Annotated in this window: 22 protein-coding genes; 20 read left to right on the forward strand and 2 right to left on the reverse strand. The window is 37.6% G+C overall.

Features of this window, described 5'->3' with window-relative positions:
* Positions 1 to 44 precede the first annotated feature (44 nt).
* The 18 genes from fabT to greA all read left to right on the forward strand — a co-directional run bounded on the left by fabT (position 45) and on the right by greA (position 18599).
* The gene (gene fabT / locus STRMA_RS00500; RefSeq protein ID WP_003082319.1) at positions 45 to 479 is read left to right on the forward strand and encodes a fatty acid biosynthesis transcriptional regulator FabT; all 435 of its coding nucleotides are present in this window, start codon (positions 45 to 47) and stop codon (positions 477 to 479) included.
* Positions 479 to 1456, forward strand: a complete 978-nt coding sequence (locus tag STRMA_RS00505) for a beta-ketoacyl-ACP synthase III (protein WP_003081244.1) — start codon at positions 479 to 481, stop codon at positions 1454 to 1456. Before fabT ends, STRMA_RS00505 begins: the two co-directional genes overlap by 1 nt.
* Before the next feature lie 62 nt (positions 1457 to 1518).
* Positions 1519 to 1743: an acyl carrier protein gene (locus STRMA_RS00510; RefSeq protein ID WP_003078848.1), complete on the forward strand. Its 225-nt coding sequence runs from the start codon at positions 1519 to 1521 to the stop codon at positions 1741 to 1743.
* 104 nt (positions 1744 to 1847) lie between these two features.
* Entirely contained in the window at positions 1848 to 2813 is a 966-nt protein-coding gene (gene fabK / locus STRMA_RS00515) for an enoyl-[acyl-carrier-protein] reductase FabK (RefSeq protein WP_003080656.1), read from the forward strand.
* Between the two features lie 2 nt (positions 2814 to 2815).
* A complete protein-coding gene (fabD, locus tag STRMA_RS00520; protein WP_003080429.1) occupies positions 2816 to 3736 on the forward strand; it encodes an ACP S-malonyltransferase in 921 nt (306 codons plus the stop codon).
* Between the two features lie 15 nt (positions 3737 to 3751).
* Positions 3752 to 4489 carry a 3-oxoacyl-[acyl-carrier-protein] reductase gene (gene fabG, locus STRMA_RS00525; RefSeq protein WP_003082244.1) on the forward strand — a complete coding sequence of 246 codons (738 nt, stop codon included), beginning with the start codon at positions 3752 to 3754 and terminating at the stop codon, positions 4487 to 4489.
* 72 nt (positions 4490 to 4561) lie between these two features.
* On the forward strand, positions 4562 to 5794 hold the full coding sequence (gene fabF, locus STRMA_RS00530) for a beta-ketoacyl-ACP synthase II (protein WP_003079910.1): 1233 nt from the start codon (positions 4562 to 4564) through the stop codon (positions 5792 to 5794).
* Positions 5795 to 5797: 3 nt separating this feature from the next.
* Positions 5798 to 6274, forward strand: a complete 477-nt coding sequence (gene accB, locus STRMA_RS00535; protein ID WP_003081825.1) for an acetyl-CoA carboxylase biotin carboxyl carrier protein — start codon at positions 5798 to 5800, stop codon at positions 6272 to 6274.
* On the forward strand, positions 6271 to 6693 hold the full coding sequence (gene fabZ / locus STRMA_RS00540; protein ID WP_003079390.1) for a 3-hydroxyacyl-ACP dehydratase FabZ: 423 nt from the start codon (positions 6271 to 6273) through the stop codon (positions 6691 to 6693). Before accB ends, fabZ begins: the two co-directional genes overlap by 4 nt.
* A gap of 39 nt (positions 6694 to 6732) precedes the next feature.
* Positions 6733 to 8103 carry an acetyl-CoA carboxylase biotin carboxylase subunit gene (locus STRMA_RS00545; protein ID WP_003081336.1) on the forward strand — a complete coding sequence of 457 codons (1371 nt, stop codon included), beginning with the start codon at positions 6733 to 6735 and terminating at the stop codon, positions 8101 to 8103.
* 9 nt (positions 8104 to 8112) lie between these two features.
* Complete coding sequence (gene accD, locus STRMA_RS00550; RefSeq protein WP_003078773.1) at positions 8113 to 8976, forward strand: acetyl-CoA carboxylase, carboxyltransferase subunit beta; 864 nt, start codon at positions 8113 to 8115, stop codon at positions 8974 to 8976.
* Entirely contained in the window at positions 8973 to 9743 is a 771-nt protein-coding gene (locus STRMA_RS00555) for an acetyl-CoA carboxylase carboxyl transferase subunit alpha (protein WP_003078639.1), read from the forward strand. The genes accD and STRMA_RS00555 overlap by 4 nt, the downstream gene beginning before the upstream one ends.
* 251 nt (positions 9744 to 9994) lie before the next feature.
* A complete protein-coding gene (locus STRMA_RS00560; protein WP_003081090.1) occupies positions 9995 to 13087 on the forward strand; it encodes a DEAD/DEAH box helicase in 3093 nt (1030 codons plus the stop codon).
* Positions 13088 to 13149: 62 nt separating this feature from the next.
* On the forward strand, positions 13150 to 13749 hold the full coding sequence (locus STRMA_RS00565) for a hypothetical protein (RefSeq protein ID WP_003079875.1): 600 nt from the start codon (positions 13150 to 13152) through the stop codon (positions 13747 to 13749).
* Between the two features lie 18 nt (positions 13750 to 13767).
* Positions 13768 to 15099: a UDP-N-acetylmuramate--L-alanine ligase gene (gene murC, locus STRMA_RS00570; RefSeq protein ID WP_003081687.1), complete on the forward strand. Its 1332-nt coding sequence runs from the start codon at positions 13768 to 13770 to the stop codon at positions 15097 to 15099.
* Between the two features lie 234 nt (positions 15100 to 15333).
* On the forward strand, positions 15334 to 15828 hold the full coding sequence (locus STRMA_RS00575) for a GNAT family N-acetyltransferase (protein WP_003079690.1): 495 nt from the start codon (positions 15334 to 15336) through the stop codon (positions 15826 to 15828).
* A gap of 289 nt (positions 15829 to 16117) precedes the next feature.
* Positions 16118 to 17785, forward strand: a complete 1668-nt coding sequence (gene mltG, locus STRMA_RS00580; protein ID WP_412093833.1) for an endolytic transglycosylase MltG — start codon at positions 16118 to 16120, stop codon at positions 17783 to 17785.
* Between the two features lie 331 nt (positions 17786 to 18116).
* Positions 18117 to 18599, forward strand: a complete 483-nt coding sequence (greA, locus tag STRMA_RS00585) for a transcription elongation factor GreA (RefSeq protein WP_003080658.1) — start codon at positions 18117 to 18119, stop codon at positions 18597 to 18599.
* Positions 18600 to 18815: 216 nt separating this feature from the next.
* On the opposite strand, the gene yidC is transcribed toward greA, so the two are convergent.
* Together yidC and STRMA_RS00595 are read right to left on the reverse strand one after the other, a co-directional pair.
* Positions 18816 to 19751, reverse strand: coding sequence for a membrane protein insertase YidC (yidC, locus tag STRMA_RS00590; RefSeq protein WP_003082049.1), 936 nt, complete (start codon positions 19749 to 19751; stop codon positions 18816 to 18818).
* Positions 19752 to 19836: 85 nt separating this feature from the next.
* Positions 19837 to 20115, reverse strand: a complete 279-nt coding sequence (locus STRMA_RS00595) for an acylphosphatase (RefSeq protein WP_003081249.1) — start codon at positions 20113 to 20115, stop codon at positions 19837 to 19839.
* Between the two features lie 31 nt (positions 20116 to 20146).
* Between STRMA_RS00595 and STRMA_RS00600 the strand changes: the two genes are divergently transcribed.
* Positions 20147 to 20887, forward strand: coding sequence for a TrmH family RNA methyltransferase (locus tag STRMA_RS00600; protein WP_003078850.1), 741 nt, complete (start codon positions 20147 to 20149; stop codon positions 20885 to 20887).
* Positions 20888 to 20933: 46 nt separating this feature from the next.
* Entirely contained in the window at positions 20934 to 21437 is a 504-nt protein-coding gene (locus tag STRMA_RS00605; RefSeq protein ID WP_040841421.1) for an HD domain-containing protein, read from the forward strand.
* The last annotated feature ends 15 nt before the right edge of the window (positions 21438 to 21452 follow it).

A 21452-nucleotide genomic window follows, 5' to 3' on the forward strand; every position in this document is an offset into this window, starting at 1 on the left:
AAACTTTGATAATCAAAGTTTGTTTTGCGTATGGGAGGTGACACATGGATTATAACCAAATAAATAGTTATTTAGTTGATATTTTCAATAAAATTTTGATCATTGAAGAAATGAGTCTAAAAACCAGTCAATTTAAAGATGTTTCTTTAAAAGAGATGCATACTGTTGATATTATTGGAAAAAATACTAAAGTGACGCCGAGTGATATTGCCCATGAACTATTGGTAACGTTGGGGACCGTTACAACTAGCTTAAATAAGCTTGAGAAAAAAGGTTATATTGAGCGGACACGCTCAAGAAAAGACAGACGAGTTGTTTACTTAGACTTAACACAAAAAGGTCGATTGCTTTATCGATTACATAATAAATTTCATAAAAATGTGGTCAACCAAATTACAGCGAAGATGGACACAACAGAGTTAGATGCTTTGGAAAAAGGACTGCAGAATCTTCATCAATTTCTTGAAAGGTTAGTTTAATGGCTTTTGCAAAAATTAGTCAGGTGGCATATTATGTGCCTTCACAAGTGGTAACAAATGATGATTTATCGAAAATGATGGACACGAGCGATGAATGGATAGTTAGCCGGACAGGGATAAAAGCGCGTCATATTAGTCAATCAGAAGATACAAGTGATTTAGCCAGTCAAGTTGCAGTTAAGCTGTTGGAAAAAGCTCAGTTAGACCCACTAGATATTGATTTCATTATTGTTGCGACCATTACGCCTGATTCAATGATGCCTTCAACAGCTGCTAGAGTACAGGCATTCATTAAGGCAGAAAATGCATTTTCCTTTGATTTAACAGCAGCGTGCAGCGGTTTCGTTTTTGCTTTATCAACTGCAGAAAAGTTAATAGCATCTGGACGCTATCAAAAAGGACTTGTCATCGGAGCGGAAGTTCTTTCTAAAACCATAGATTGGTCAGACCGCTCAACAGCAGTTTTATTTGGTGATGGAGCCGGAGGTGTTTTGCTAGAAAAAAGCTCATCTGAGTATTTTATGGCTGAATCTCTCCATTCAGATGGCAGCCGAGGAGAAAGTTTAACTTCTGGGAAGCATGCTATATCTTCTCCGTTTTCTGATGGTAAAAACAGAGACAATTATTTTCTAGAGATGGACGGTCGTACTATTTTTGACTTTGCGATTCGTGATGTTTCTCAAAGCATTTCTAAGCTTATAGAGGATTCTCATGTCGCAATAGACTCAATTGATTATTACTTATTGCATCAGGCAAATATTCGTATTTTGGATAAGATAGCCAAAAAAATAGGTGCTGATAGAGAAAAGTTCCTAGCGAATATGATGCAATATGGCAATACTAGTGCAGCTAGTATTCCCATTTTGTTGGCAGAGTATGTCGAAAAGGGTATCTTAAAATTAAATGGCGGTCAAACTATTCTTATGACTGGATTTGGTGGTGGTTTGACATGGGGCAGTTTAATTGTTAAAATTTAGTTATATAAAATGTGCTCAGCACAATATATAAAATATTATTTCTTAATATAAAGGAGAAAAACATGGCAGTATTTGAAAAAGTACAAGAGATTATCGTTGAGGAACTTGGTAAAGATCCAGAAGAAGTTAAAATGGAAACTACTTTTGATGAACTTGATGCAGATTCTCTTGATGTATTCCAAGTTATTTCAGAAATTGAAGATGAATTTGATATCCAAATTGAATCTGAAGACGGACTTAATACAGTTGGTGACTTGGTTGCTTTTGTTGAAGAAAAATCAAAATAATAGAAGTTTTTTAAGAGTATTCTTAAATAGAATATTCTTTCTTCTTATTGTGATAGTTTGACTGTCAAATTATTGATTGAAAGACTTAGAAAGTTTAATTAAAAATGAAAACGCGTATTACAGAATTACTAGATATTAAATATCCTATCTTCCAAGGAGGTATGGCTTGGGTAGCTGATGGTGATTTAGCTGCTGCTGTTTCAAAAGCCGGTGGTTTAGGTATCATTGGTGGAGGAAATGCTCCTAAAGAAGTAGTCAAAGCAAATATTGATAAGATTAAAGCTGTTACAGATAGACCTTTTGGGGTTAATATTATGCTCTTATCGCCTTTTGCTGATGACATTGTTGACTTGGTTATTGAAGAAGGCGTTAAGGTCGTGACAACGGGTGCTGGGAATCCAGGCAAATATATGGAGCGTTTCCATGATGCAGGAATTACTGTTATTCCTGTTGTTCCTAGTGTAGCTCTTGCTAGGCGCATGGAAAAGTTAGGAGCAGATGCTGTTATTGCTGAAGGTATGGAAGCTGGCGGTCATATTGGGAAATTGACTACTATGACCTTGGTTCGCCAAGTTGTTGATGCTGTCAATATCCCTGTTATTGGGGCTGGCGGAGTTGCTGATGGCCGCGGAGCTGCGGCTGTATTTATGTTAGGTGCTGAAGCCATTCAGGTTGGAACAAGATTTGTTGTTGCAAAAGAGTCGAATGCCCATCAAAAATTTAAAAATAAAATTTTAAAGGCTAAGGATATTGATACGGTTGTTTCTGCTTCAATTGTCGGTCACCCCGTTCGTGCTATTAAAAATAAACTTTCTTCTGCTTATGCCAATGCGGAAAAAGAATTCTTACGTGGAGAAAAGAGTCAGGAAGATATTGAAGAACTTGGTGCTGGCGCCCTTCGAAATGCTGTTGTTGATGGAGATGTAGATAATGGTTCTGTCATGGCAGGTCAAATTGCAGGCTTTGTTACCCAAGAGGAAACCTGTGAAGATATTTTAAAAGATTTGTACTACGGTGCAGCAGAAATTATTAAAACTGAAGCAGAACGCTGGGCAGATGTGGAGAAATAAGTATGACTAAAACAGCTTTTTTATTTGCTGGCCAAGGTGCACAAAAATTGGGTATGGCAGATGATTTGTATGCGCAATATCCTATTGTTAGGGAAACTTTTGAAGCTGCGCAAGCAGTGTTAGGATATGATATTCGTGCATTAATTGATAATGAAGAAAGTAAGCTTAATCAGACACGATATACACAGCCTGCTATTTTAACAACTTCGATTGCTATTTATCGTCTGCTAAAAGCAAATGGAATTCAGCCTAATATTGTTGCAGGCTTGTCTTTGGGAGAATATTCTGCTTTAGTTGCTGCAGGAGCTCTTTCATTTGAGACTGCTCTTGCTTTAGTAGCTAGGCGTGGGGAATTTATGGAAACAGCCGTGCCAGCTGGAGTTGGTAAAATGGTTGCCGTCATGAATACTGATCCTGATCTCATTGAAGAAGTTTGTCAAAAAGCGTCTTCTAAAGGGATAGTAGCGCCAGCGAATTATAATACTCCTGCCCAAATTGTTATCGGCGGGGAAGCTGAAGCAGTGGATTATGCAGTGGCGTTATTAAAGGAAGCAGGGAGCAAGTATTTAATTCCGCTTAATGTTTCAGGTCCTTTTCATACGGCTCTTTTGAAATCAGCTAGTCATGAATTAGCCAAAGCTCTTGAAGACGTAGAATTTTCGAATTTTGAAATTCCGTTAGTAGGAAACACTGAAGCTGAGATTATGAAAGAAGAAGACATCAAGGAGCTGTTAGCTCGTCAGGTTATGGAGCCGGTTCGCTTTTATGATTCAATTGCGATCATGCAAAAATTTGGTGTAGATCAGTATATTGAAATCGGTCCAGGGAAAGTGCTCAGCGGTTTTATGAAAAAAATTGATAAGTCGGCTAAAGTTTTTAATGTAGAAAATTTGTCTGGCTTGCAAACGCTTTTAAATCAATAGAGGGAGACCTTATTCATGGAAATCAAAAATAAAAATGTTTTTATTACCGGATCAACTCGCGGTATTGGTTTAGCAGTTGCACACAGATTTGCTCAGGCAGGTGCTAATATTATTTTAAATGGCCGTTCAGAAGTTTCAGAAGATTTGCTAGCATCTTTTAAGGATTATGATGGGAAGGTGCTAGCAATTTCTGGTGATGTTTCTCAGCTTGATGATGCAAAACGTATGGTTGATGAGGCAGCTGAAAAACTGGGAAATATTGATATTCTTATCAATAATGCGGGTATTACTAATGATAAATTGATGTTAAAAATGTCAGAGGAAGATTTTGAGAAGGTTCTTAAGGTTAACTTAACTGGTAGTTTTAATATGACGAAATCGGTTTTAAGACCGATGACCAAGGCGCGCCAAGGAGCTATTATTAACATGTCCAGTGTTGTGGGATTAATGGGAAATGTTGGACAAGCAAATTATGCTGCTTCAAAAGCAGGTTTAATTGGATTTACAAAATCAGTTGCCCGTGAAGTTGCTGCTAGAAATGTCCGTGTCAATGCTATTGCACCAGGTTTTATTGAGTCTGATATGACGGATCGTATTTCTGATAAGATGAAAGCTGCAATGCTTGATCAAATTCCTATGAAAACATTTGGAACTACAGAAAATGTTGCTGATGTAGCTCTTTTTCTAGCTCAGCAGGATTATTTAACGGGCCAAGTCATTGCTATTGATGGTGGCATGACAATGCAAAGTTAAGATAGAAGAATGCCGAGATTTTATTTTGTTCATACAGATGAATACATTTCGACAGTAAAAGGAGAAGGAAATATGTCTACAAATCGTGTTGTTGTCACTGGCTATGGAGTGACTTCCCCAATTGGAAATACACCAGAAGAATTTTGGAATAGTCTTTATAATGGTAAAATTGGTATTAAGCCAATCACTAAATTTGATACTTCAGAAATTCCTGTCTTTAATGCCGGTGAAATTCAAGACTTTCCGTTTGATAAATACTTTGTAAAAAAAGATACCAACCGCATGGATACTTATTCGCTTTATGCTATTTATGCAGCTTTAGAGGCTCTTGATAATGCAAAGCTGGATATGGATACTGTTGATCGTGACCGGACTGGTGTTATTGTTTCATCAGGAATCGGAGGCTTGCAAGAGCTTGAAGATCAAATTATTCGTATGCATGAACGTGGTATGAAGCGTATTAAACCGATGTTCATTCCTAAAGCTCTTTCGAATATGGGCGCAGGAAATATAGCTCTTAAGATTGGAGCTTATGGAGTATGCAAATCGATAACGACTGCTTGTGCTTCAGCTAATGATGCTATTGGAGAAGCTTTTCGTGAAATTAAATATGGCCATCATGATGTTATTCTTGCAGGTGGTTCAGAAGCTTCTATTACACGCATTGGGATCGGTGGTTTCAATGCCCTAACCGCTCTTTCAACGACTGAAGATCCTAAACGTTCTGCTATTCCTTTTGACAAAGACCGAAATGGTTTTGTTATGGGAGAAGGAGCTGGTGTATTGATTCTTGAGAGCCTTGAACATGCTCAAAAACGCGGGGCTAATATCCTTGCAGAAGTTGTCGGCTATGGCAGCAACTGTGATGCATATCATATGACGACACCAACTCCAGATGGTTCAGGTGCAGCTAAAGCGATTAAATTATCCCTCAAAGAAGCAGAAATTGATCCTTCGCAAGTAGGTTATGTTAATGCCCATGGGACTTCAACACAAGCTAATGAAAAGGGAGAAAGCCAGGCGATTGTTGCTGTTTTAGGTAAAGATATACCTGTATCTTCAACGAAATCATTTACAGGGCATTTGCTTGGTGCTGCAGGTGCTGTTGAAGCAATTGCTACAATTGAGGCTATCCGCCGCCACTATATTCCAATGACTGCAGGAACTAAAGAACTTTCTGAAGATATCGAAGCTAATGTCGTGTATGGACAAGGCCAAGAAGCAGATGTAGAATACGCTATTTCAAATACATTTGGTTTTGGCGGACATAACGCTGTTCTTACTTTTAAACGTTGGGAGGGCTAACTGGTGGAAATTAAAGATATTAAAGATTTAATGTCGCAATTTGATACTTCAAGTTTGCGAGAATTTTCATATAGTAATCATTCAGATCAATTGACTTTCAGTAAAAATGAGCTAACACGTGAAAAACCAAATACTATTGCAGAAACAAGTACAATAGAAGCAAGACCTTCTTCTCCAGCAGAGACAGCTGTTTTGGCTCCTGCTGGCCAAGAAACAGAAGAAACAATTGTGGAAGAACAAGCCGAAGGCGATGTCGTTGAAAGTCCATTGGTTGGTGTAGCTTACTTAGCTTCTGCGCCAGATAAAGCAGCTTTTGTTTCAGTGGGAGACACTGTTAAAAAAGGACAAACACTTCTTATTATTGAAGCTATGAAAGTCATGAATGAGGTACCGGCTCCACAGGATGGGGTTGTTACTGAAATTCTTGTTGCCAATGAAGAAGTTGTAGAATTTGGACAAGGGTTGGTACGTATTAAATGATTGATATAAATAAAATTCGTGAAGCTCTTCCGCATCGCTATCCTATGCTTTTAGTAGACCGTGTTTTAGAAGTTTCAGATGATGAAATTGTCGCTATAAAAAATGTCACTGTTAATGAGCCATTTTTTAAGGGCCATTTTCCTGATTATCCTGTTATGCCAGGTGTCCTTATTATGGAAGCTCTGGCGCAAACAGCAGGAGTTCTAGAGCTATCTAAAGAAGAAAACAAAGGAAAGCTTGTTTTTTATGCCGGTATGGATAAAGTTAAATTTAAAAAACAAGTTGTTCCGGGCGATCAACTGCTTATGACGGTAAAGTTTGTCAAACGCCGCGGTACTATCGCAGTTGTGGAAGCTAAAGCAGAAGTAGATGGAAAGCTTGCTGCCAGCGGAACCTTGACTTTTGCTCTTGGAAACTAAGATGCCTATTAAACCTTAAGCACAGGAGAAATTAATCACATGTTTAATAAAATTTTGATTGCCAACCGCGGGGAAATTGCTGTCCGCATTATTCGTGCAGCGCGAGAACTTGGGATAGAAACGGTAGCAGTTTACTCTGATGCTGATAAGGAATCACTTCATACGATTTTAGCTGATGAGTCCGTTTGTATCGGGCCAGCCCGTTCGACAGAGTCTTATCTTAACATGAATGCTGTCTTATCTGCTGCCATTGTGACAGGTGCGCAAGCTATTCATCCTGGTTTTGGATTTTTAAGTGAAAATTCCAAATTTGCAACTATGTGTGAAGAGTTAAATATCAAGTTCATTGGACCATCAGGCACCATTATGGATAAAATGGGAGATAAGATCAATGCGCGTGAGGAAATGATTCAGGCAGATGTACCAGTTATTCCAGGATCTGATGGAGAAGTGTTTACTTCGAAACAAGCGCTTGCTGTTGCTGATGAGCTGGGCTATCCGGTTATGCTTAAAGCATCTGCCGGAGGAGGCGGCAAAGGCATTCGCAAGGTAGATAAATCTGAAGATCTTGTTGCAGCTTTTGAATCTGCCTCTCAAGAAGCTTTAGCAGCCTTTGGTAACGGCGCAATGTACATTGAAAAAGTTATTTATCCTGCTCGCCATATAGAGGTGCAGATACTGGGAGATAGCTTTGGAAATATTATCCATCTTGGAGAACGCGACTGCTCTCTTCAACGCAACAATCAAAAGGTGTTAGAGGAAAGTCCTTCTATTGCTATTGGGCAAACACTTAGGGATAAGATCGGTGCTGCAGCTGTTCGTGCAGCTAAGGCTGTAGGTTATGAGAATGCTGGGACCATTGAATTTCTCTTAGATGAGAAAACAAATCAATTCTATTTTATGGAAATGAATACTCGTGTTCAGGTTGAACATCCTGTAACAGAGTTTGTTACTGGTGTTGATATTGTAAAAGAACAAATTCGTATAGCAGCTGGTCAAGAATTATCTTATAAACAAGATGATATTAAGCTAAGAGGTCATGCTATTGAATGTAGGATTAATGCTGAGAATCCAGCCTTTCACTTTGCACCTAGTCCAGGCAAGATAAAAGATCTCTTTTTGCCGTCTGGAGGTGTGGGACTGCGTGTTGATTCGGCTGTTTATAATGGTTATAGTATCCCACCTTACTATGATAGTATGATTGCTAAAATTATTGTTCATGGAGACAATCGATTTGATGCACTGATGAAAATGCAGCGCGCCCTTTATGAACTTGAAGTTGAAGGTGTTGTTACAAACAGTGATTTTCAGCTTGATTTAATTTCTGACCAGCGCGTTATCGCTGGAGATTATGACACATCATTTTTGATGGAGACATTCTTGCCCAATTACCAAAAAGATGAGAAATAGGAGTAATTAATGGCTTTATTTCAGAAGAAAGATAAATACATTCGCATTAACCCTAATCGTTCCATGAAGAATGTTAAGCATGTTGATCCTGAAGTGCCAGATGAATTGTTTGCTAAATGCCCTAACTGTAAACATATGATCTATCAAAAAGATCTAGGAGCAGAGAAGATCTGCCCAAAGTGCTCTTATAGTTTTCGGATTTCTGCTAAAGAGCGTTTGGCTATTACTGCCGATGAGAACTCTTTTGCAGAAATGTTTACAGATCTTAAAACAAGAGATCCCTTGCATTTTCCTGGTTATCAAGAGAAGTTAAAGGCAGCTCAAGAAAAAACAGGGCTTGATGAGGCTGTTGTGACAGGGGTTGCAGAATTTCATGGGCAAAAGGCTGCTTTAGCTATTATGGATTCTAATTTTATCATGGCCTCTATGGGGACTGTTGTTGGCGAGAAGATAACACGCCTTTTTGAGTATGCTGCAGCTAAAAAACTTCCGATTGTCATTTTTACGGCTTCAGGAGGAGCTCGTATGCAAGAAGGCATTATGAGTTTAATGCAGATGGCAAAAGTTTCTGCAGCAGTAAAACGTCACTCTAATGCAGGCCTTTTTTATCTGACAGTTTTAACAGATCCAACGACAGGTGGTGTGACAGCAAGTTTTGCTATGGAAGGTGATATTATTTTAGCAGAACCGCAAACTTTGATAGGATTTGCGGGCCGCCGTGTGATCGAAACAACTGTTCGTGAAACACTTCCGGATGATTTTCAGAAAGCAGAATTTCTTTTAGAACATGGTTTTGTGGATGCTATTGTTAAAAGGACTGAGATGCGCAAAACGATTGCTAAGTTATTAGCATTTCATGGAGGTAGCAAATGAGCGATGTATCAAGAACACTCAAAGAGGCTAGAAATCAGGCTCGATTGACGGCTCTGGATTATGCTGAGCAGATTTTTGATGAATTTATGGAGTTACATGGTGATCGTCATTTTGCTGATGATGGAGCAATTGTCGGAGGAATTGGACTTTTAGACTCAAAGCCTGTTACAGTTATTGGTATACAAAAAGGTAAAAATTTACAGGATAATCTTAATCGTAATTTTGGACAGCCAAATCCGGAAGGCTATCGTAAGGCTTTGCGTTTGATGAAACAAGCTGAAAAATTTAACCGGCCGGTTATTACTTTTATTAATACTGCCGGAGCTTATCCAGGAATTGGAGCTGAAGAACGAGGACAGGGCGAAGCTATTGCCAGAAATCTTTTGGAGATGAGTGACCTTAAAGTTCCTATTATTGCCATTATTATAGGTGAAGGCGGCTCTGGAGGAGCTCTTGCCTTAGCTGTTGCTGATAGAGTCTGGATGTTAGAGCATACGATGTATGCTGTTCTTAGTCCAGAAGGTTTTGCTTCTATTTTATGGAAAGACGGAAGTCGTTCAATAGAAGCAGCAGAGTTAATGAAAATTACAGCTGGTGAACTTTTAAATATGCAAGTTATTGATAAAGTGATTCCTGAGCATGGCTATTTTTCAAGTGAGATTGTGCAGGCAGTAAAGCAGAATTTAATTGAGGAAGTCAAATATCTTGAAAGCTTAAGTTTGGAAGAACTATTGGAAGAACGTTATCAGCGCTTTAGAAAATATTAAGATAATTAAGTGAACGGAGAGTGGAATAAAAAATCAATAATTCGAAGAATTTGATTTTTCAGCAAGTTCTAGTTTCTACTTGCTTCCCTAAAACAGTCCACAGGACTGTTTTACTCTCATAAATGACAAAAAATGCATAGGGCTGGGGACCTTCGTCTCAGCCTCTTTTTATATTTTTGAAGTTTTACCATTCAAGAAAAGTTTTTGAAGATATGTTATAATGCTAGGATAAGATAAAAGGTGGGAGAAAGATGAGTAAATTAATTCCTGGACGTATCCGCAACAAAGGGAAAAATCTTTATGAAGAAGGCTTGGTTTCTCTTGTAGAAGAAAAAAAGGACTCTCTGCTTGTACAAGTTGCTGATTGCAAGGTCCGTTTTTCCATGGAAGATGAGCTTGTATCTTGTCCTTGTGAAATGTTTCAAAAGAAAGCTTACTGTTCTCATCTTGCAGCTGTTGAATATTATCTAAAAAATCATCCTAAAGGGAAAGATTTAGCTTCTCATTTGGTTGCAGATGAGAAAGATAGTGAGAAAAGAGAGGAAAAGACATCATTTGGTAGTCTTTTTTTAGATAATCTGAAAGTAAATGAAGAAGAGACACTCAAATATCGCTTATCTGTACAGGGTTCCCAAAGTCCTTTTTCATCAGAATTTTGGTGGACCTTAAAAATCAATCGTTTACCAGATGAGCGTTCTTATGTTGTTCGTGATATTAAATCTTTTTTAACTATTATTAAAAAAGAATCTTACTATCAGATTGGCAAGAATTACTATGAGCCGCTGTCGCGTTTGCAATTTGATAGTGCCAGTCAAAAAGTCATAGAATTCTTATGGCGTATTCTGCCTGATTCAGATCGTGTCAATACCGACTATATTTTACCCAACCATTCTCGGAATCTTTCTTTGCCAAGTGGTTTTTTTGAAGAAGGAGTCACTCTTTTTAATCAGCTTTATGAGTTTTCTTTTGAAGGCCATCACCAGGTTTACCACCATCTAGTATTTAAGGAATTAGAAGGGAGCGATCATTTTTATCATTTTAAAGTGCTTGTTCATCAAAAAACAATTGAGTTGATTATCAATGAAAAACCTGTAAATTTTTATTATGATAATCAATATCTGCTTTATCAAGATACTTTTTACCACCTTAACCCCAAACAGACTAAACTAGTAAGTGCCTTGAGAAGTCTTCCAATTGAACAGGATTTGGCAAAACATATCTATTTTACTTTTGAAGATCATGCTAAACTAGCAGACAGTCTTATTGATTTTAAGCTGCTTGGGGAAGTAGAAGCGCCAGCAAGTTTTAATATTTATGACTTTAAAGTCATTTTCGCTTTTGATCTGGCGGATGATCAAAAAATTCTTTTAGACATGACCTTTGATTACGGACAAAAAAGAGTTTCCGATCAGGCTGAAAAAGAGGCCCTGCCATTTGCAAGCAATTTTAAAAAAGAAAAAAAGATTGCTCAGCTCTTGGAAGTGCACGGCTTTTCTAAAGGTTTTTCCTCTCAGCATTCTCCCTTAGATGCTAATGAATGGTATCTCTTTTTTACTGAAACTCTACCGCATTTCAGTCATTTTGGGGATGTCCTGCTTTCACCTCGTTTAAGAGAAATGCGCTATTTGGAAGCCCCTAAAGTAGATGTTCAAATGAATCAAGGTTTATTAGATATTTCTTTTGATTTTTCTACTGTTATTGAAGATGATATTGATACTGCTTTAACAGCACTTTTTGAACATAAGCCTTATTTCATTAATAAAAGTGGGAAATTGGTCGTTTTTGATGAAGAAGCACAAAAGGTTAGTCAAGTATTGCAGTCTCTTCGAGCTCAAAAGTTTCATAATGGTCACCTCAAAATAGGAAAAGTAGCAGCTTTTCAAGTTTATGAATCTCTTGGGAATATGGAGAATGTACGTTTTTCCAAAAGCTTTAGCCAGCTGGCTAAAGACTTGAGGGAACCAGAAAATTTTATGCTGCCAGAATTCACCATTGATGCCAGCTTACGTGATTATCAAATGATAGGAGTTCAATGGATGTCCATGCTGGATAAATATGGTTTTGGCGGTATTTTAGCAGATGATATGGGCTTAGGCAAGACCTTACAGACTCTTGCTTTTTTAAAAAGCCATTTAAAAAAAGGCAAGCGAGTCCTTATTTTATCCCCTTCTAGTTTGATTTATAATTGGCGGGATGAATGCCAGAAATTTACGCCTGATTTGGATGTGGCTGTTTCTTATGGCTTAAAAAGTATGAGGGATAAGATTATTGAAGAACAGCATCAAATAACCATTACAAGCTATGCTTCATTTCGTCAGGATTTTGACTGTTATGCTCAATTATCTTTTGACTATTTAATTTTAGATGAAGCTCAAGTGATGAAAAATACGCAAACTAAAATTGCCCAAAGTTTACGAAAATTTGATGTTAAAAATTGTTTTGCACTTTCAGGGACACCCATTGAAAATAATTTATTAGAAATCTGGTCCATTTTTCAAATTGTTCTGCCAGGGCTGTTGCCAAAGAAAAAAGACTTTTTAAAGATGTCAGCTAAGACAGTTGCCCGCTATATCAAACCTTTTGTTATGAGACGGCGAAAGGAAGAAGTGCTACCAGAATTACCTGATTTGATTGAAATCAATTATTCTAACGAGTTACTAGACAGTCAAAAGGCTATTTATCTAGCGCAGCTGCGCCAAATGCAGGAGAATATCAGTCAGTCATCAGATGCCGAGATCAAACAGCAAAAGATTGAAATCTTATCAGGCATCACACGCCTGCGCCAAATTTGCGATACCCCTAAGCTTTTTATGGATTACAAAGGAGAAAGCGGGAAAATTAACAGTCTGCGGGATCTCCTTTTGCAAATCAAGGAGAGCGGCCATAGAGCCTTGATTTTTTCCCAGTTTAAAGATATGTTGGCTCTTACAGAGAAAGAGATGACATCTATTGGATTAGCAAGCTATAAAATCACAGGCTCAACACCAGCTAAAAAACGGCAGGAAATGACCCGTGCTTTCAACAATGGAAGCCGAGATGCCTTCTTAATTTCACTTAAGGCCGGCGGAGTTGGGCTTAATTTGACGGGTGCAGATACTGTTGTTCTTATAGACCTTTGGTGGAATCCTGCAGTGGAGATGCAGGCTATTAGCCGTGCTCATAGAATTGGCCAAAAAGAAAAGGTTGAAGTTTATCGCCTTATCACACGCGGAACAATTGAAGAGAAGATTTTGGAACTGCAAGAAAGCAAAAAAAGTTTAGTCACAACCGTTTTAGACGGCAATGAGACCCGAGCCAGCATGAGTATAGAAGAAATTAAAGAAATTTTGGGAATTTCACAGTGAATACCTTTTAAAAAAGTCATTTTTAGTTTATAATAGGAATGTTTCAGAAAGGATGTGAGTTAATGAGTCGTGAAAGAAAATTTCCTTTAGTAGCTGATGAGGATATCGTTATAGAGTCTCCTGTAATGATGCACCTGTATGAGAATGAAGACTTGATTACCAATATTGACGGCCCCTATGAAGATAAAATTTATAACGACTTAACTCGGGATTATCAGATTATTTCGGATGATCCTAATCCTAAGCAAAGATACTCAAGACAAAAAGCTAATCGGCAGGCAGAAAAAACTGACGCGGAATTAGCGCGTGAACAAGCCAGACAGGATTTAAAGAGAAAACGGCAGGCGATTGTCACAAATGATTATGGCAGACGGATTGCTAGAGCCAATGATAAAAAATTAGAATCAAAGCAAGAAAGTTCATCAAAGCATAAAAGTGAATTAGGACGTTTTTCTGATCATTTGCACCAGGATTCCTATATTTTAGCTGAGATGACACAGAATTATTCAGAGCCAAAGAATCCTTCTAGAAAGAAACCCAAGAAGAATAACTATGATTTCTTAAAAAATAGTCAAATTTACAATAAAAAAGAAACACAAGAGCGCCGTGAACGTCAAGTAGCACAAGAATTAAATTTAGAACGCTTTAAAGACGTTAACTAGAGGAGAGAATAAAAAAACATGTCTAAAACCATTCATTTTATTGGAATTAAAGGGTCAGGAATGAGCGCTTTAGCACTGATGCTGCAGCAGATGGGCTATAAAGTTCAAGGAAGTGATGTTGAAAAATATTATTTTACACAACATGGACTTGAAAAAGCAGGAATTCCTATCCTGCCATTTGATGAAGCTAACATTACTGATGACATGGAAATTATTGCTGGCAATGCTTTTCATGAAAACAATAACATTGAAGTAGCTTATGCTGTAAAAAATGGATACCATTTTAAACGCTATCATGAATTTTTAGGAAAATTCATGCGCCAATTTACTAGTTTAGGAGTTGCCGGAGCACATGGCAAAACTTCCACAACAGGACTTTTGGCTCATGTCTTGAAAAATATTACAGATACCAGCTATTTGATTGGTGACGGTACAGGCCGTGGTTTGGCTAACAGTCAGTATTTTGTATTTGAATCCGATGAGTATGAGCGTCATTTTATGCCTTACCATCCAGAATATTCTATTATTACAAATATTGATTTTGATCATCCAGACTATTTCACGGGCGTAGAAGATGTTTTCAGTGCCTTTAATGATTATGCTAAGCAAGTTCAAAAGGGGCTTTTTGTCTACGGTGAAGACCCTTATTTGCGTCGGCTGACATCAGAAGCTCCAATTTATTACTATGGTTTTAAAGAGGACAATGATTTTATTGCTTATGATATAATGCGTTCAACAAATGGTTCTGATTTCAAAGTCAGACATGGGCAAGACCAGCTTGGTACTTTTCATGTTCCGGCTTTCGGACGTCATAATATCCTCAATGCGACAGCTGTTATAGCAAACTTGTACATGGCTGGTATTGATATGGATTTAGTCCGTCAGCATCTAAAGACCTTCTCAGGAGTAAAACGCCGATTCTCTGAAAAATTAATTAATGATGTTACTATTATTGATGACTTTGCACATCACCCAACAGAGATTATTGCAACGCTTGATGCCGCTCGGCAAAAATATCCTTCTAAGGAAATTGTCGCCATTTTTCAGCCGCATACCTTTACAAGAACGATAGCGCTGTTAGATGAGTTTGCACAGGCTTTAAATGAGGCAGACAGTGTTTATCTGGCACAAATCTATGGTTCAGCGCGGGAGGTAGACCATGGTGATGTTAAAGTAGAAGATTTGGCAGAAAAGATCATCAAACCATCAAAAGTTATCACAGTTGAAAATGTTTCTCCTTTATTGGATCACGATGGCGCCGTTTATGTTTTTATGGGGGCTGGAGATATTCAGCTGTATGAGCGCTCTTTTGAGGAATTGCTGGCTAATCTGACTAAAAATAATCAATAAGAAAATTGGGGATAGAGTAGAAAAGTTTTCATTTCACAGAAATAGAAATGAACTTTCCCTCATTCCCTTATTTTCTGGATAGGAGCCTGAACTTCCATCCTTATACAATGCTGTGGTTTATAAAAGCGGCTGAAAACAGCAATTAAGAACTCAACTATCGGTATAGTTTAAAAATCAGGCTGCATTTAATTTAGAGGCTGAGGCTTTCCTCTCCCTTTTTTAGAAGGAGTAAAAATGCTTACTATTAGGCATGCAAAAGATACAGATCTAAGCGACATTATCCGTATTGAAACTGAAAATTTTTCACCTGAAGAGGCCGCAGAGCTGTCAGTGATGAGAGAGCGCATCGCAAAGATATCAGATACTTTTTTAGTAGCTGAAATGAAGGGCCGCCTTGTTGGCTATATTGAAGGACCAGTTATTAATCAGCGTTATTTGACGGATGATTTGTTTCATAAAGTAATTCCGAACCCTAAAGAGTCAGGTTATATTGCTGTGACCAGCCTTTCGATAGACAAAACTTTTCATAAGCAGGGTGTAGGGACAGCTCTAATAGCTGCCCTAAAGGATCTAGCCCTTGCCCAAAAACGCTTAGGTATCACTTTAACCTGTCATGACTATCTGATTGCCTATTATGAAATGAATGGTTTTTTCAATGACGGGTTATCAGAGTCAGTGCATGGTGGATCAACTTGGTATAATATGATATGGGAAAATCCTAAAATTTAAGTCAAAAAACAAGGCTGTAGTTTGTCTTTAAAATACTTTTAGGTTATAATAGCCTGTAATAACTATGAGGAGGTTAAGCTTGACGGATATCTTTAATAACGAAGAAGAGAAAAAAGCTCAACAATCAACAAGTTTTAAAGAACGGATTCTAGCAGATATGAAAAAAGCTAGCCGTTTGAGAAGGAGGCGTGTCAGTCAATCATCGGAAGATGAAAAGAACAGTCATGATCAAAAATCTAAAGATTTTATAAGGTCAGCTAAAAATGATGAGTTAGAATCTGCCTCTGTTATGTCTGTCCCTGATGGGAAAATAACTAATCAGGATGTCGACGATGTTCTTGCAAATTTAGATGAAATTTTTTCACCTGATCATCTGGAAAAGGATACTAAGAAAAAGACATTTTCTCGAAAAACAAAAAGCGAGCCGACAAATGCTGAAAAAGCAGATGAAGTTGTTCAAAAAGAGCAGTCTAAACTGATGGAAAGTGTAGAAGATAGTAATTCTGCCAGTGAAGATTTAGAAGTGAAAGTACAGCAGACTAACAATTGGGTTGATGATGGTGAGGCAGAAAATTGGCAGGCTGCAGATACAGCCGCTCATAAGGAAAAACAGGCAGATGATAGAGCTGATGAAAAAACAAAAGATTTATCTTCTTTGCCTAATGCGATCGCCGCTCAGCAAAAAGAAATCCAAAAGACTTCAGAGGAAAACCAAAAAGAAGATATAGACAAAACTAACCAAGAGGCGGATGACCTCTCTGATAATGAAAAAATGAAGATGCGACAAGGCAGCCCTAATAGACAACAGCGAAATAAAAAAACACGTACTTTAGCAAGGAAAATTTCAACTGTTATTATCTCTCTTATTATTATCTTATTGTTAGCTACTGGGATATTTGGTTATTTTTATGTCTCGTCTGCTATCAAACCTCTTGATACGAAGTCTACCAAGTATATTCAAGTAGAAATTCCAAGTGGTTCTGGGAATAAAAAAATTGGTAAAATTCTTGAAAAAGCAGGCCTTATTAAAAATGGGACTATTTTTAGCTATTATGTCAAATTCCGTAATTATGGCAATTTACAAAGCGGCTATTATAACTTCCAAAAGAGTATGTCTGTAGATGATATAGCAAAAGCACTGAAATTAGGCGGGACGACAACTCCTCAGGCACCAACTCTAGGTAAGGTTCTTATTCCAGAGGGCTATTCTATTAAGCAGATTGCAAAAGCTATTACAAATAATGCTAATAGCAAAAAGAAATCAGCCAAGACTCCGTTTTCATCTAAGGAATTTCTGAAAACGGTACAGGATAAAACATTTATCAACAAAATGGTAAAAAAATATCCTAAACTTTTAGCTAGTTTGCCGGATGCTTCCAAAGTAAACTATCAGCTTGAAGGCTATCTCTTCCCAGCAACTTATAGTTATGAGAAAAGTACTACGGTTGAAGGCTTGATTGATAATATGCTATCTGCAATGGATACAAACCTGCAGAGTTACTACAGTACCATTGAACAAAAAGGTAAAACTGTTAATGAAATTTTGACAATGGCATCGCTTGTAGAAAAAGAAGGGGCGACAGATGATGATCGCAAAAAAATTGCTGGCGTTTTTAACAACCGGATCAAGGAAGGAATGCCTTTGCAGTCTAATATTGCCGTCCTTTATGCGATGAATAAACTCGGTAAAAAAACGAGTTTGAAAGAAGATGCTAAAATTGACACGAAGATAGATTCACCATACAATGTTTATGTTCACAAAGGCTTAATGCCAGGAGCTGTTGATAATCCTGGGCTGTCAGCTATTAAGGCAGCTGTAGAACCAGATGCAACAGATAATCTTTATTTTGTGGCAGATGTGACAACTGGTGAGGTCTACTATGCTAAAACTTATGAAGAACATTCAGCTAATGTTGAGAAATATGTCAATAAGAAGCTAAAGTCAAGCAGTGAGTAAAAGAGAGGCATGTTTTTAATACTTATCTGCGCTATCTCTGTCAAAATTGATGAAATTAAAAAGAGTTGAAATTTCATACCTAAGATTTGAGCCTAAGGTCTCAAATCTTCCGAAGCAGCAAAAACATTGCTGTTTCTGCTGCTTTTATCACAGCGGAAAGTCTCATTTGGAGCTCGCTTTGCTCGCATAAATGAGAGAAATTAAAACTGAAATTGATAGAAGCTAAAAAATTTTTATGTTGAAAAATAGTTTGTTTACATTCTAAAAGAGTTGGAACTTTTGTTCCATACTCTTTTCATGTTTAAAATACTAAATAGAAAAGAGAAATATAATGTCAGAAAAAACTTATCCTATGACCCTTGAAGAAAAAGACCAGCTTGAAAAAGAGCTTGAAGAATTAAAATTAGTCCGTCGTCCAGAAGTTATTGAACGGATTAAAATTGCTCGATCTTATGGTGATTTATCTGAGAACAGTGAATACGAAGCAGCTAAGGACGAGCAAGCTTTTGTTGAAGGGCAAATTTCAAGTATTGAAACTAAAATTCGCTATGCTGAAATCGTTGATAGTGATGCAGTGGCTAAAAATGAAGTAGCGATTGGCAAAACTGTTATCGTGCGTGAAGTAGGAACAGCAGATGAAGATAGTTATTCTATTGTGGGAGCTGCAGGAGCAGATGTTTTTGCAGGTAAAATTTCCAATGAAAGTCCTATTGCTCAGGCCTTGATTGGTAAGAAAACGGGGGATAAAGTGACTATTGAATCCCCTGCAGGAAGTTATGAAGTTGAAATTATTAAAGTAACAAAAACAAAATAAAAACAATAAAAGGCAAGAGTCCTGCTCCTCAAGCTCAAGAGGACAAGACTCTTGCCTTTTTCGGTACATCAGCCAGCTTAAAAGTTAACCGTTGTGCCATGCAGAGCTAGGCATTAGCATAAGCAGTCAGTCTAACCCTCAGCTGCAGCTGCTGCCTTATGATATAACTGCTAGATAAAAATAGCTTGGAACTATTTTCATTCCAAGCTATTTTTATTATTTACGGCTGCGCTGTTTGCCAGCGTTGCGGTTTGATTTTGGCTTCTTTTGCTTTTTAGATGTTGTAATAACTGTATTGTTCTTAGGTGTGGCAACTTGAGGGCTGTTTGCAGGCTTAAAGGGCTTAGGAGGATTTTTCTCAAATTCCTCTTCAATCTGCTGACGAAGTTTTGGTTTGATAATCTGGTTAGTAATCAACTGCTGAATAAGCCCAAATATCCCGCTGACTAGCCAATATAAAGCCCCTCCTGCTGGAGCACTGAATGAGATGACGATCATCATTATTGGCATGACTAACATCATGGACTTCATTTGCTGTCTTTGAGCTTCCGGAACACTTTGTGTGGACAGCCATGATTGGATAAAATACAGAATTCCGATAATGATAGTAATCACTATATTTGGTTTGCCAAGGTTAATGCCTAGAAAACTGTGATTAGCAATTCCTTGTGTATAGCGGGTAGCATAAAAAAGGGCAGAGAAGAAGGGCATCTGGATAAGGATAGGCAGGCATCCTAGACCGCCGAACATGCTGAGCCCATAATGGCGCTGTGCTTGCATAAATTCAGTTTGAGCCGCTAATTTTTCTTCCTGTGTTTTTGCATTTTTCATGCGTTCTTGAATAGGTTCAAAAACAGGTTTAAGGTAATTCATTCTTTCAGACTGATAAGTCGCTTTTCGGACTTGGCTCAATCCTAAAGGTAAAATAAAGATACGGACAACAATAGTGACAATAATGATGGCAAAGCCAAAACCAATTCCTACATCATTGGCTAAATATTTAATAACTGCTCCCATCGGTGCGACAAAAAATTTATAAACTACGCCATCACCAGTTGGTTTACCGTTTTTAGTCTGTACACAGCCAGATAGAAAAAAAAGTAAAGAGAGTGCTAAGCTCGAAAATAAGAAACGTTTAATATTTTTTTTCACAATAATCTTCCTTTAAATTAATAATACTTAACTATTTTACTGTTTTTTCATAAATTTCTCAATAGTCCTTAAGTCCTAAATTAGTTTAATTAGCTATTCGAAAATCATGATAATCTGAAAAAGAAGACAGAGTAACATCAACATAAGTAACTTTTGAAAAAGGAGAAGGTCCTTTGCGGATTTCTTGGATAAATTTAGCTATTTTCTCTGCATCTTCTGATTGTGCCAATATTTCAACGGTTCCATCATCATTGTTCCAAACACGTCCATAAATATCGCCAATATCTAAGGCCAGCTGATAGGCTGAATAACGAAAGCCCACCCCTTGAACACGGCCAGAAACTAACAAACGAACTTTTTTCATATTTCCTTCTCCTTTTTGCTATAATATCTTTATGACTATTATAACCTCAAAATCTAATTCTTTGTTGAAAAAAACAAAAAAATTACTGCGAAAAAAATATCGAAAACATTCTTATTTAATAGAAGGATGGCATCTTTTTGAAGAAGCTCAGCGAAGCCATGCAGCTATCCTTCGTATTTTTGTGACAGAAGATTTAGCTTCTAAAGTAAAGCAGCTCCCCAATGTCTTCATCGTAAAAGAAGAATTATTAAAAGATCTTTCAGAGTCTAAAACACCTCAGGGAATTATTGCAGAGATCGCTTTTCCCAAATGGGAAATGGAGCTAGCATTAAAAGGTAGATTTTTGGTATTGGAGGATGTCCAAGACCCTGGAAATGTGGGGACAATGATTCGTACAGCAGATGCAGCTGGTTTTGATGCCGTTTTTATCTCGGAAAAAACAGCTGATATTTATAATCAGAAGACTCTGCGTTCTATGCAGGGAAGCCATTTTCACCTGCCTATTTACCGTGTCAGTGTGCTAAATACCATTAAAGACCTGCAAGATTCTGGCGTTCAGATAATTGCTACAACATTGGCAAAAAACTCTGTCAACTACAAAACAATAACTGCACCAGAATCATTTGCTCTGGTTATGGGAAATGAAGGACAGGGAATTTCTTTGGAGATGGCACAGGCAGCAGATGTTCTAGCCCATATTGGCATGCCGGGTAAAGCTGAAAGTTTAAATGTTGCTGTAGCAGCAGGAATATTTCTCTTTAGTTTCATTTAAGTTTAATCTAATAGGATATGTTATAATAAGCTTAGAGGTGATGAATGTGAAAAAATATGAACAAGACAAAGAGTTCATGAGCCATGTCGGTCAGTTAATTGATCATCCCCGCTTCCAAAAACTAGATGGCATTGTACAGCACCATCATTCGACGCGTTTGGAGCATTCTATAAATGTCAGCTATACCAGTTATAAAATTGCGAAAAAGTTTGGCTGGGATGCTAAAAGCACAGCTCGCGGCGGTCTTTTGCATGATATGTTTTATTACGATTGGCGGGAAACCAAGTTTAATAAAGGCCATGCCTGGGTTCATCCAAGAATTGCAGTCAAAAATGCCCGTAAGTTAACCAAACTGAATCCAAAAGAAGAAGATATTATTCTAAAACATATGTGGGGGGCAACTATTGCTCCGCCTCGTTATAAGGAAGGCTATATTGTAACTATGGTTGATAAGTATTGGGCTATTAAGGAAGCTATAACTCCTTTGCGCAGCAAATGGCAGAAGCGTCGTGTTTTCAAACGTAAATATTTGAAAAGCCACCATCATTAATTAATATTTTTAGGA

The sequence above is a fragment of the Streptococcus macacae NCTC 11558 genome, from assembly GCF_000187995.2.
GTDB classification, from domain to species: domain Bacteria; phylum Bacillota; class Bacilli; order Lactobacillales; family Streptococcaceae; genus Streptococcus; species Streptococcus macacae.

Bases quoted from the DNA above. Each gene is read 5' to 3' on its own strand.
- fabT (WP_003082319.1), top strand. From the start codon at position 45: ATGGATTATAACCAAATAAATAGTTATTTAGTTGATATTTTCAATAAA.
- STRMA_RS00505 (WP_003081244.1), top strand. From the start codon at position 479: ATGGCTTTTGCAAAAATTAGTCAGGTGGCATATTATGTGCCTTCACAA.
- STRMA_RS00510 (WP_003078848.1), top strand. From the start codon at position 1,519: ATGGCAGTATTTGAAAAAGTACAAGAGATTATCGTTGAGGAACTTGGT.
- fabK (WP_003080656.1), top strand. From the start codon at position 1,848: ATGAAAACGCGTATTACAGAATTACTAGATATTAAATATCCTATCTTC.
- fabD (WP_003080429.1), top strand. From the start codon at position 2,816: ATGACTAAAACAGCTTTTTTATTTGCTGGCCAAGGTGCACAAAAATTG.
- fabG (WP_003082244.1), top strand. From the start codon at position 3,752: ATGGAAATCAAAAATAAAAATGTTTTTATTACCGGATCAACTCGCGGT.
- fabF (WP_003079910.1), top strand. From the start codon at position 4,562: ATGTCTACAAATCGTGTTGTTGTCACTGGCTATGGAGTGACTTCCCCA.
- fabZ (WP_003079390.1), top strand. From the start codon at position 6,271: ATGATTGATATAAATAAAATTCGTGAAGCTCTTCCGCATCGCTATCCT.
- STRMA_RS00545 (WP_003081336.1), top strand. From the start codon at position 6,733: ATGTTTAATAAAATTTTGATTGCCAACCGCGGGGAAATTGCTGTCCGC.
- accD (WP_003078773.1), top strand. From the start codon at position 8,113: ATGGCTTTATTTCAGAAGAAAGATAAATACATTCGCATTAACCCTAAT.
- STRMA_RS00555 (WP_003078639.1), top strand. From the start codon at position 8,973: ATGAGCGATGTATCAAGAACACTCAAAGAGGCTAGAAATCAGGCTCGA.
- STRMA_RS00560 (WP_003081090.1), top strand. From the start codon at position 9,995: ATGAGTAAATTAATTCCTGGACGTATCCGCAACAAAGGGAAAAATCTT.
- STRMA_RS00565 (WP_003079875.1), top strand. From the start codon at position 13,150: ATGAGTCGTGAAAGAAAATTTCCTTTAGTAGCTGATGAGGATATCGTT.
- murC (WP_003081687.1), top strand. From the start codon at position 13,768: ATGTCTAAAACCATTCATTTTATTGGAATTAAAGGGTCAGGAATGAGC.
- STRMA_RS00575 (WP_003079690.1), top strand. From the start codon at position 15,334: ATGCTTACTATTAGGCATGCAAAAGATACAGATCTAAGCGACATTATC.
- mltG (WP_412093833.1), top strand. From the start codon at position 16,118: ATGTCTGTCCCTGATGGGAAAATAACTAATCAGGATGTCGACGATGTT.
- greA (WP_003080658.1), top strand. From the start codon at position 18,117: ATGTCAGAAAAAACTTATCCTATGACCCTTGAAGAAAAAGACCAGCTT.
- STRMA_RS00595 (WP_003081249.1), bottom strand. From the start codon at position 20,115: ATGAAAAAAGTTCGTTTGTTAGTTTCTGGCCGTGTTCAAGGGGTGGGC.
- STRMA_RS00600 (WP_003078850.1), top strand. From the start codon at position 20,147: ATGACTATTATAACCTCAAAATCTAATTCTTTGTTGAAAAAAACAAAA.